The organism is Sphingobacterium ginsenosidimutans, from assembly GCF_039536865.1.
GTDB lineage: Bacteria > Bacteroidota > Bacteroidia > Sphingobacteriales > Sphingobacteriaceae > Sphingobacterium > Sphingobacterium detergens.
This window is the reverse complement of record NZ_BAAAZK010000007.1, coordinates 1555471-1567033: the sequence shown is the minus strand read 5'-3', so window position 1 is coordinate 1567033 and position 11563 is coordinate 1555471. Positions and strand designations below refer to the sequence as shown.

At 41.1% G+C, this 11563-nt stretch carries 8 protein-coding genes; all 8 read left to right on the top strand.

Annotation, left to right across the window (positions count from 1 at the left end; translation table 11 throughout):
• Window positions 1-105: 105 nt before the first annotated feature.
• Complete coding sequence (locus tag ABFX33_RS18970; RefSeq protein WP_120260870.1) at window positions 106-579, top strand: Dps family protein; 474 nt, start codon at window positions 106-108, stop codon at window positions 577-579.
• Between the two features lie 141 nt (window positions 580-720).
• Entirely contained in the window at window positions 721-3180 is a 2460-nt protein-coding gene (locus ABFX33_RS18965; protein WP_428835654.1) for a glycoside hydrolase family 31 protein, read from the top strand.
• A gap of 2 nt (window positions 3181-3182) precedes the next feature.
• Window positions 3183-5141 carry a 1,4-alpha-glucan branching protein GlgB gene (glgB, locus tag ABFX33_RS18960; RefSeq protein WP_346087495.1) on the top strand — a complete coding sequence of 653 codons (1959 nt, stop codon included), beginning with the start codon at window positions 3183-3185 and terminating at the stop codon, window positions 5139-5141.
• Between the two features lie 87 nt (window positions 5142-5228).
• Entirely contained in the window at window positions 5229-6641 is a 1413-nt protein-coding gene (locus tag ABFX33_RS18955) for a glycogen synthase (RefSeq protein WP_346087493.1), read from the top strand.
• A 6-nt stretch (window positions 6642-6647) separates the two neighbouring features.
• Window positions 6648-7931, top strand: coding sequence for a glucose-1-phosphate adenylyltransferase (locus ABFX33_RS18950; RefSeq protein ID WP_346087491.1), 1284 nt, complete (start codon window positions 6648-6650; stop codon window positions 7929-7931).
• 63 nt (window positions 7932-7994) lie between these two features.
• Window positions 7995-8750, top strand: a complete 756-nt coding sequence (locus ABFX33_RS18945; protein ID WP_346087489.1) for a hypothetical protein — start codon at window positions 7995-7997, stop codon at window positions 8748-8750.
• Window position 8751: 1 nt separating this feature from the next.
• A complete protein-coding gene (locus ABFX33_RS18940; RefSeq protein ID WP_346087487.1) occupies window positions 8752-9534 on the top strand; it encodes a M90 family metallopeptidase in 783 nt (260 codons plus the stop codon).
• Window positions 9535-9608: 74 nt separating this feature from the next.
• The gene (locus tag ABFX33_RS18935) at window positions 9609-11390 is read left to right on the top strand and encodes a DUF4091 domain-containing protein (protein WP_346087485.1); all 1782 of its coding nucleotides are present in this window, start codon (window positions 9609-9611) and stop codon (window positions 11388-11390) included.
• Window positions 11391-11563: the final 173 nt, after the last annotated feature.

The window sequence follows — 11563 nt, the reverse complement described above, 5'->3', positions numbered from 1 at the left end:
ATGCTATTGAAATGACATTTTAAGCCCAGTTTTTTTTGTTTCCACTTCTTTTTTGGGTAAATTTAACTAAGCAATTAAAAGATATAGTTAACAAATAAACACAATATGAAAACTTCAATTGGAATTAAAGATGCAGACTTAAAAAAAGTTGCGAAATTGCTCAATGTCTTATTGGCCGATGAGCATATTATTTATATGAAAACACGCAATGCGCATTGGAATGTTGAAGGAGCTGATTTTCACGCTGCTCATTTATTTTTAGAATCCCAATACGATGAGTTGGCAGAAGTTATTGATGAAGTGGCGGAGCGTGTACGTACATTGGGTCACTATGCGGTAGGTACATTTGATAAATATCTAAAATTAACGCGTTTGACAGAATCAACATCTGAAAAGACAGATAGTCAATCTTATTATAAAGAGCTGCTGTCGGATCACGAGTCTATTGCGATGTCAATTCGTGGGGATATTGCTGTCGTGGAGGGAACCGCTGATAATGGTACGGAAGATTTTTTGGTGGGCTTGTTGGAAAAACACGAGAAAATGGCTTGGATGCTGCGCGCTCATTTTATAAAATAGTAGATGTAGTCCCATCTGATATGGATAATCCCGCTCCTTTTAAGGAACGGGATTTTTTTTTATGTTTTGTTGTCGGCGCAGGATAATTTTTCTATCTTAAAGAGGAATTAAGCCTTCAGAAACTTTTAACATATTACAGCTATGCTTGAAGACGACAACCTAAATCAAACCACACTAAACGAGGAAGAAAATGATGGTACTTTGGAAAGTATGCATCATGTGAATAATCCGGTATTGGATTTACCTAAAATTGAAAAGAAATACCTCGAAACAGTTGTATCCCACAATCAAAATGACAAATCATACTATTTTTCCGATGGTAAGGCAAAAGTCGAGATTAAGATCGTAACGGATGAGATTGTACGTGTTCGATTGGCACCACAGGGGACATTTTTGGAAGATTTTTCCTATGCCCTGGCAAAGAAAGACCATCGCGTCAGTATACACCAATGTAAAGAGGAGGTAGACCATTATAGTGTTCATACAAACACCATTTCATGTCGCATCAATAAAAGCGACTTTTTGATTTCCTTTTCTGACAGAGCGGGTAAACTGTTTAATGCCGATTTGGCTCCAATGCACTGGGAAGAAAGTCCGGATTTTGGCGGATATTATGTTTATAGTACTAAAGTTGCTTTTGAAAATGAAGCATTTTATGGACTGGGCGATAAGGCCACTAAGCTTAATCTTCGTGGTAAGCGATTAAAGAATTGGAACTCGGACACCTATGCCTTTGCTTATGATCAGGATCCTTTATATAAAACCATTCCTTTTTACATTGGACTAAAGGATGGTGAAGCTTATGGTATTTTCTTTGATAATACGTTTAAGACCTATTTCGATTTTGCTGCCGAGGATCCAGGAAAGACTAGCTTTTGGTCGGAAGGTGGTGAATTACAATATTACTATATCCATGGTCCGCATATTATTGACGTGATCCGTAGGTATCATACCTTGACGGGAACTCACTATTTGCCTCCACTTTGGGCTATTGGTTATCATCAATGTCGATGGAGCTATTATCCGGAAGCCAATGTGCGTAAAGTGGCCGAAGAATTCAGAAAAAGACAAATCCCATGTGACGCCATTTACCTGGATATTGATTACATGGATGGCTACCGCTGTTTTACATGGAATAAACAATATTTTCCAAATCCGAAAAAAATGATTGCTGATCTTGCCAACGAGGGTTTTAAGACAGTGGTCATGATTGATCCGGGAATTAAAGTGGATGAAAACTATTGGGTATTTCGGGAAGGTAAAGAGAATAAATATTTCTGTCGCCGTGGCGATGATTATTTTATGGAGGGATTTGTCTGGCCTGGGCGCTGTCAATTCCCTGATTTTACAAACCCTGAGGTCAGACAGTGGTGGGGAACCTTATACCAGGGCCTGGTGGAGGATGGTGTGGCAGGTTTTTGGAACGATATGAATGAACCAGCGGTTTTTGGTCGTGGGACTTTTCCAGATGATGTCAGACATCAATACGATGGACATCGTGGATCGCACCGCAAAGCACATAACGTCTATGGTATGCAGATGGTGCGTGCTACCTATGATGGCTTAAAGAAATTGTATAAAAACAAAAGGCCATTTACCATTACACGAGCGGCTTATGCTGGCACACAACGTTATTCTTCGGTTTGGACTGGAGATAATTTAGCGAGTTGGGAGCATCTCAAGCTTGGCACCCTGCAGTTGCAGCGTTTGTCGACGTCAGGGATGTCTTTTTGCGGAACGGATATTGGTGGATTTACAGGGGAACCCGATGGGGAGCTGTTTACAAGGTGGATGCAATTTGGTGTTTTTTCGCCATTTATGCGTGTGCACTCCGCAGGGGATACCCGTGATCGTGAACCTTGGAGTTTTGGTGAAGACTGGGAGAAAATAAATAAAAAGTTTATAGAATTGCGATATAAACTGTTACCCTATATCTATACCTGTTTTTGGGAACAAACGAAATATGGTTATCCGATTTTGCGTCCAATTTCGATGGTAGAGCAACATATTCCAACCAATTGGCAACGTGAAGAAGAGTTCTGTTTTGGCGATAAAATATTGGTGTCACCAGTGTTGCAACCCGGTCAGAAGAGCAAGATCGTTTACCTTCCTGCGGGAGACTGGTTCTATTACTTTAATAATGAGGTTTATATTGGTGGAAAGGAACATACTATCGCAACACCGCTGGATGAAATGCCATTATTTATTCGTGGTGGATCTGTTATTCCAGAATATCCAGTCATGCAATACACTGGTGAAAAGAAAGTGGAAGAACTGCAATTGAATATCTATTTTTCTGAAGGAGTACATCGTTCATACGTGTATTCTGATCATGGTGATACGTTTGCGTATGAACAAGATATCTATTTGGAAAAATGTTTTACACTGTCTGGATTAAAAGATTCCCTTTCTATCAAGCAGACCCGCGACGGATTATTTACCGAGCGATATGAAGAGTATAAGTTGCAATTGATAGGTCTACCATTTGCTGTTAAAAAGGTGAAAACAGATGGGATTGATACAAAAATACAAAAAGATGAACAAGGGCGATATTGGATTAATGTCGCACGTGAATTTGAAAACATATTGATAGAGGGTTAAACATGGCCAATCAAGTAATACCGCATAGTCTTTTTTCGGAATTTGATGTTGCGCTGTTCCAATCGGGCAGGCATTTCAAATTGTATGAAAAATTTGGTTCGCATGAACTGGAAGTAGAGGGTGAAAGAGGCGTTTATTTTGCGGTTTGGGCCCCAAATGCAAAATCCGTTTCCGTAACAGGAAACTTCAATTTCTGGGACAAGGGGAGTCATCCTTTACATGTCCGCTGGGACACAAGTGGAATCTGGGAAGGTTTTATTCCCGGAATAGCCAATGGTGAAACTTACAAATATTGTATTCAGACCTCTTCAGGAGAAGAGCTTGAGAAAGGTGACCCATTCGCATTCAAATGGGAGGTAGCACCTAAAACGGCATCCATCGTCCATTCTAATTGGTACGAATGGAATGACGGAAACTGGATGAAGGAGCGTATCGTAAAAAATAGACTGGACCAGCCATGGTCAGTCTATGAACTGCACCTTGGTTCATGGGCAAGAGATCCGGAGAGCCCAGATACGCTATTAAACTATCGGGAGATTGCTGTACAGCTTGTGGCGTATGTCAAGGAAATGAATTTTACGCATGTAGAATTTATGCCTTTGATGGAACACCCCTATTACCCCTCATGGGGATATCAGATTACAGGTTATTTTGCTGCAAGCTCGCGTTATGGCTCTGCGCAGGATTTAATGTTCCTGATCGAAGCGCTCCATGCGGCCGGAATTGGGGTACTATTGGATTGGGTACCTTCACATTTCCCCGGTGATGCACATGGAATTTATCGCTTCGATGGTACAAGTCTTTATGAACACGAAGATCCACGAAAGGGTTTTCACCCTGACTGGCAATCGTATATTTTTAATTATGGTCGCAATGAAGTGCGCTCTTTTCTGATCAGTAATGCTTTTTACTGGTTGGATCGTTTCCATATCGATGGACTTCGCGTAGATGCAGTCGCTTCGATGTTGTATCTGGATTATAGCCGCAATGCCGGTGAGTGGATTCCGAACGAATTCGGTGGAAATGAGAACCTGGAAGCCGTACAATTCCTAAAAGAATTTAATGAGGCTGTTTATGCACATTTTCCGGATGTACAGACCATCGCCGAAGAATCGACCTCATGGCCTGGTGTCAGTAAACCAACCTATGCCGGTGGTCTGGGATTTGGAATGAAATGGATGATGGGATGGATGCACGATACATTGGATTATTTTAAGGAAGATCCAATCAATAGAAAATACCATCACGACCGTATCACTTTTGCCACAGTATATGCTTTTCATGAGAATTTTATGCTCCCGCTGTCACACGATGAAGTTGTTTATGGAAAACAGCCCCTGATTTATAAAATGCCTGGCGATGAGTGGCAAAAGTTTGCTAACCTAAGGGCGTTATACTTGTTCATGTATACTTTCTTAGGGACGAAATTGCTGTTTATGGGTGGAGAGTTTGGACAAACGTCCGAATGGAATGTGAATCAATCGCTCGACTGGCATCTGTTGGAATTTATGCCACATCAGGGTATGAAAAAATTTGTAGCCGATTTAAATGCGACTTATCAACAACAACCCAGCCTCTTTCAAAAGGCTTTTGATGCTTCAGGGTTTGAATGGATAGATGCTGGCGACCGTGAAAATTCGGTCTTGGTCTATTGGCGTAAGGCATTTGATCAATGGGATGATACCGTGGTTGTGATTAATTTAACACCTGTTATACGCGAAGATTTTCGTATCGGACTGCCTTATGCAGGAGAATGGGAAGTTGTTTTGAGTTCGGACGATCTTAAATATTTCGGTTCAGGAGTGTGTAGTCAACATGTGGCAAGTGAACACCTGCATTGGATGAACCAGGTGCAATCTGCTCAGGTCAATCTTCCGCCGCTGGGAGGCTATATTCTTAAACGCAAGAAGGTTGTGAAAGAAGCGGTACCTGTAAAACCGGGAGAGCGTGTTCCGCTGTGATCGTATGTTTTATCGGTTGAAGGAGTAGGTAAAAGTAATTTCAAATAGGATAAGCTCCATCTGAATGATGGAAAAAAATATGTACAGATGAAAGTATTTCATTTAAGTGTCGAATGCTATCCCATAGCCAAGGTTGGCGGTCTAGCGGATGTGGTGGGAGCGTTGCCCAAGTATCAAACTAAGCTTGGAGTGGATGCCGCTGTCATTATGCCATGGTACGACCGCCCATTTGTCAAGGATCATTCTTTTGATGTTGTTTATGAGGGGACTTTTTTTCAAGGATCCGAACGATTAGATTATAGTGTTTTCAAGGAAAGAGATAATATACTGGGTTTTGAACTCTATTTGATTAAAATTCCAGGTAAATTGGATCGTCAGGAAGTCTATTGTTACCCCGATGAGGGAGAGCAGTTTATCGCTTTTCAACATGCTGTGTTAAACTGGTTCAAGGCAAAAGCGATTGTACCTGATATTGTCCATTGCCATGATCATCATGTCGGTTTAATGCCTTTTTTGATGAAATATAGCAATGAATATAATTTCCTTGCTGATGTAAAGACGGTTGCGACAGTTCACAATGGCCAGTACCAAGGTTGGACACACTGGAGCAAAGCGATTTTATTGCCTGGATTTGATAGTTGGAAATGGGGACTCCTGGACTGGGATGGTCTGATCAATCCACTTGCAGCGCTGATCAAGTGCTGTGATGCCTATACGACTGTTTCGGAGGGTTACCTTGAAGAGCTTTATGCAGATGCGAACGGTTTGCAGCACTTATTTTATGATGAGCGGCATAAGTCGGTCGGGATTGTCAACGGAATTGATTGGGATATCTGGAATCCGGATAAAGATTATACCCTGATTGAAAATTATGATCTTGCCTCGGCCTTTGCAGGTAAGCTCAAAAATAAACAGGCACTAGCACAGCAGTATAAAATTGACCCAGCACTTCCATTATTGGTCTTTATTGGTCGTTTTGCGACGGAAAAAGGAGCCGATTTACTGCCGGATATAATTTTGGATTTGACTGAAAATTTTCCCGGAAGATTGAGTATATTTATACTGGGTGCTGGAGATCCAGCGATTCAGGCACGGGTAAAAATGCTCGTGGATAAACAGATAGAAAATTTTGATGTGTTCTTTGGTTATGATGAAAATCTTGCGCATTGGCTTTATGCAAGTGCAGACTTTCTTTTGATGCCTTCACGGGTTGAACCCTGTGGACTCAATCAGCTTTATGCCATGAAATATGGGACCTTGCCGATTGTTCACAGCGTGGGAGGGCTAAAAGATACAGTCATCGATTTGGAAAACAATGGGTACGGTGTTGGTTTTGACACGCTTGAGGTAGCTGATATCAGAAAGGCTATTGTCCGCGCTGTCGAATACTATGAAAATAAGTCTAAATTTGAAGACAACCAACACAAAATAATGAGTTTGGATTTTTCCTGGGATAAATCCGCAGCGAAATACTTAAATCTATATAACCAATTAATTTAATTTGATATGTCACATCACAATGTAGTAGCTATCGTCTTGGGCGGAGGAAGGGGCTCGCGTCTGTATCCGTTGACCGACCAACGGTCTAAACCAGCTGTTCCTATTGCAGGAAAATATCGCTTGGTTGATATCCCCATCTCGAATTGTCTCAATTCGGGGTTCAATAAGATTTTTGTATTGACACAGTTCAATTCGTCCTCGTTGAATTCGCATATTAAGAATACGTACAACTTCAGTATTTTTAGTAAAGGCTTTGTCGATATTTTGGCGGCCGAACAGACTAATGATGGTGACAAATGGTTTGAAGGTACTGCAGATGCTGTGCGTAGATCGTTCAAGAAGCTGGCAAGCATAGATTACGATTATGTCTTAATCTTATCGGGGGATCAGCTTTATCAGATGGATTTTGATGCACTGGTGGATTTTCACGTACAGAATGAAGGCGATTTGACAATTGCGACCATTCCTGTCAATGGCAAAGATGCAACAGGTTTTGGAATCCTTAAATCGGATGAGCACAACCACATCACATCGTTTATAGAAAAGCCCAATAGTGAGCAGTTGGTGGACTGGAGTTCAGAAGTGAACGATCATTTGAAAGCCGAGGGCCGTGAGTACCTGGCATCCATGGGGATCTATGTGTTCAGTAAAGGTGTCCTAAAACGCCTGTTGGAGGAAAATAACGGAATGGATTTTGGAAAGGAAATTATTCCGGATGCGATTGAAGATATCAACGTACTCAGCTATCAGTATGAAGGCTATTGGACAGATATTGGAACAATAGGGTCATTTTATGAAGCCAATATTGGACTGACGGATAATATTCCAGCCTTTAACCTATTTGATAAAAATACGGTTTTTACCCGACCACGTATGCTGCCGCCATCTAAGATTTCGGGCACGACATTGATTAATTCGGTTATCTCTGATGGATGTATTATCCATGCCGATAAGGTCGACCGTTCAGTGATTGGCGTGCGTTCACGTATTGGTATCGGTTCTGTCGTAAGAGGAACCTATATGATGGGATCGGATTATTACGAGGATTTCTCGGATATGGATGAAGCGAAAAGAAAAAATATGCCCATTGTGGGTGTGGGTGAACGCTGTTATATTGAAAATGCGATTCTGGATAAAAACTGTCGTATTGGAAATGATGTTCGCATCAATGGTGGCCCCCATTTGTTGAGCGCCAACCATCAGACTTATACCGTTTGTGATGGTATTGTTGTGATCAAAAAAAATGCGGTTATCCCGAGTGGAACGACAATCGGGCTCGCAACAGTATAAATTTATTAAACAAGGGAGATAATATATTGTTATAATTGCATGTTATTGTAATAAATAAATGCTTTGAAACAGATTATCTCCCTTCTTTTTGTATTGATCACACTTGTCGCCTGCGATACCTCCTTAATGGTACAGAGCACAGGTGTATTACGGGATGCTTCACGAAAATTTGAACTCCATAATGGTGACCGTCATATTATTTATATCCCGATGCGGCATTTAGGGACACGTGTATATTATGATCAGGTACAGGCTGCGGTAGATTCGCTCCAAAAATCGGGCTATGTTGTCTTTTATGAAAGCATCGCCTATCAGGTGGATAGCGCCGCACAACGTGATCTATACGATCGTAAGTTCAGAAAATTGACCGGTAATCGTCTCGGCTTACAACAATGTATTGAAACTCCCGGAGATACCTCCCGCGTGTTAAGAGCACCTTTGTACCGTAAATTGGGACAACGCATTATCAGCCAACCGGATTATTCTTTTTTTCTGGTTGACTATGGAACCGCAGTTAATGCCGATATTCCTAAAAATAAATTATTGGATGATTTTGAGTATCGTTATGGTACCATACAGCTGGATGCCTGTGATTATGATACCCCATTAAGCGCACCCTATAGCTGCAAACCCATCAAAACCGCGCTCAAGAATAAGTTTGACAAAGAGTTTGTCATGCAACAACGCGAGGAAAATCTAGCTTCTCTAGTGGCTGACGCTCCGCAGCAGAAAATTTTAATCTTATTTGGCACATCTCATTTTAAAGGCTTTTTGCGTAATTTGCAAGCCAGAGATCCCCATTGGGTCAAGATAAAATAATATGTTAGGAAAGATTTTTATTATACTGCTCGTACCAGTAACCATCTATGTTGTCTATTACCTGTTAAATCGTACCGCGAAAAATAATAAGGCTATCAAACGAGTTTTGAGTGATGAGGGGAAGGATATCCTGGAAAGGGAGGTTGCCTATTACCGCCGTCTCTCTATTGCAGATAAGCAGGAATTTGAATCACGTTGTCTTGCTTTTCTGGATACGGTCAAGATCGAGGGGGTGGGCGTCACGTTGGAGCTGAAAGATTATATGCTGATTGCAGCCAGTGCAATTATTCCAATCTTTGCATTTAAGAAATGGACTTATCCAAATCTGACCAATATTATGATCTATCCCGCACATTTCAATGCCGATTATCAATTTGAAGGCCATGCAGACCGGAATATCATGGGAATGGTCGGAGAAGGTGCCATGAATGGTCAGATGATTTTATCTAAATCAGCATTAGAATATGGTTTCCAAAATGCAAGTGATGGACAGAATACGGCTATACACGAATTTGTACATCTCATCGATAAAACAGATGGTACTGTAGACGGTGTGCCCAGTTATTTATTGGATAAGGCGGCTGTGATTCCGTTTATGAATCTAATACGGGAGGAAATCAACAAAATAAAACAGCATCAATCGGATATTGATACCTATGGTATGACCAATCCGGGTGAATTTTTTGCTGTCGCATCCGAATACTTTTTTGAAAATCCAACGAAATTTCAAAAAAACCATCCAGAACTTTATACTGCACTTTCTAAAATTTTTGAGCAAAGTTAAGTGGAGATAAATAAAATTTTAGTATTTTTAAAGCAAACAGAAAATGTTTGCTTTTTTTGTTAATTACAACTGTTATGCCTAAAACTACTATTTATTCTACTATTGCACTCGCATGTCTATTATTTTGCGGCAATAATCAAGGTTTTTCTCAGGGGCGTTATGCTGTGGGAACGACTTTTACTGAAATGGCGGACCCGTCAAGGGATACGCTTTCTGATTGGTCAAATGTTAAACCTGGTGTGCACGCATCGTTTGTGTCGATCGATAAACGTTTTCCAAAATCTTTAAATCCCAACATTGCTATCCAGCCCAATAACAAGGTGGATGCCTGGAAAGGGGAGCAGGTATCTGCGCAGATTCTCCTGTGGACTAGTGCAGCAGCCTCTGATGTTGTTGTTTCGCCTGGTGAGTTAAAATCAACTACCGGCAAATCTATTTCCGCGGAAGCGGTACAAGCACGATTTGTTCGCTATGTGATGACAGATGAATTTGCGGAGGGATGTGGTTATCGTAAACCTGAAGACTTTAAAGCCGCGCTTTCTGCAGATATGCTGGATGATCTCAAAAGCTATAATCTCGAAGCAAAGCGCGTCCGTCCAGTATGGATTACGGTAAAAGTACCTGCTGGAGCAGCGGCAGGTCAATATAAGACAGTCATTGCTGTTAAACAAAAAGGTAAGGTGATACAGAATTTGGATCTGAATGTTAATGTTCAAGATCAAGTGTTACCACCAGCTTCACAATGGCCATTCCATTTGGATCAGTGGCAACATCCATCATCCGTAGCACGTGTCAACAATGTTAAGATGTGGAGTGATGAGCATTTTGAAGCCTTAAAGCCAACAATGAAGCAACTCGCTGCTGCTGGGCAGAAAGTCATTACGGCGACGTTAAATAAGGATGCCTGGAATGTACAGACCTATGATCCCTATGCGGATATGATCACCTGGAAGAAAGCAAAAGACGGATCCTGGAGTTATAATTATGCGGTATTTGACAGGTGGGTGCAATTTATGATGGACCTAGGAATTAACAAACAGATCAATTGTTATTCATTATTGCCATGGAATAATGAAGTGCATTATTTTGATGAAGCAAAAAATGAACTGGTCAATGTTGTCGCAAAACCCGGAACACCAGTATTTGAGGAGCTATGGACACCTTTCTTAAAAGATTTTAGTAAACATGTCAGCGCCAAGGGCTGGTTGAAAATTACCAATATCGCGATGGATGAGCGGGCACAGGAGCAAATGGATCCAGCAGTAGAACTTTTGGAACGTGTGGTACCTGAATTTGGAATTGCTTTTGCAGACAATCATAAAAGTTATAAGCGCTATCAAAAAAGTACCGATATCAGTGTTGCTGTAGGCGATCCTTTCGATCAAAATGATTTAATTGAAAGACGTAAAAAAGGGTATATCACTACATTTTATGTTTGCTGTTCAGATGAGTTTCCGAATCAATTTACATTTTCTGATCCGGCAGAATCGACCTATATGGGATGGTACGCACTCGCTGCAGGATTTGATGGCGCGCTACGTTGGGCCTTTAATTCCTGGGTAGCCAATCCGCTGCAGGATTCACGATTCCGTACATGGCCTGCTGGAGACACTTATATTGTTTATCCGCAAGGTCGTAGCTCGATTCGTTATGAGCGTATGTTGGAAGGTATTCAGGATTTTACCAAAGTCAATATACTGAAAGAAAAGTTGGAAAAATCTAACGATCAAACGAATTTGGCAAAACTGAATGCAAAAATTGCCAAACTAAAAAAATCTAGACGTTATGCTGCCTGGAATGATGATCTCAATGATGCTAAAGCATTTGTAACCGAATTATCCAATAAGGTCAAGTAATAAAATCTTCATAGCGTTGAAAAAACAGGCTGCTCCTCGATACGATGGGAGCAGCCTGTTTTTTTAGGTAGCGTCTTTCTTGCAAAGTGTAGCCTGCAATCGTCATCTCTGTTCTGAAAACTGCGGATCGATCTGCATGTACTTTCTTCAATAGTAGAATACCCAAAACCATT

Excerpts from the sequence above, each read along its gene's own strand:
- ABFX33_RS18970 (WP_120260870.1), top strand. The coding sequence starts at position 106 with ATGAAAACTTCAATTGGAATTAAAGATGCAGACTTAAAAAAAGTTGCG.
- ABFX33_RS18965 (WP_428835654.1), top strand. The coding sequence starts at position 721 with ATGCTTGAAGACGACAACCTAAATCAAACCACACTAAACGAGGAAGAA.
- glgB (WP_346087495.1), top strand. The coding sequence starts at position 3,183 with ATGGCCAATCAAGTAATACCGCATAGTCTTTTTTCGGAATTTGATGTT.
- ABFX33_RS18955 (WP_346087493.1), top strand. The coding sequence starts at position 5,229 with ATGAAAGTATTTCATTTAAGTGTCGAATGCTATCCCATAGCCAAGGTT.
- ABFX33_RS18950 (WP_346087491.1), top strand. The coding sequence starts at position 6,648 with ATGTCACATCACAATGTAGTAGCTATCGTCTTGGGCGGAGGAAGGGGC.
- ABFX33_RS18940 (WP_346087487.1), top strand. The coding sequence starts at position 8,752 with ATGTTAGGAAAGATTTTTATTATACTGCTCGTACCAGTAACCATCTAT.
- ABFX33_RS18935 (WP_346087485.1), top strand. The coding sequence starts at position 9,609 with ATGCCTAAAACTACTATTTATTCTACTATTGCACTCGCATGTCTATTA.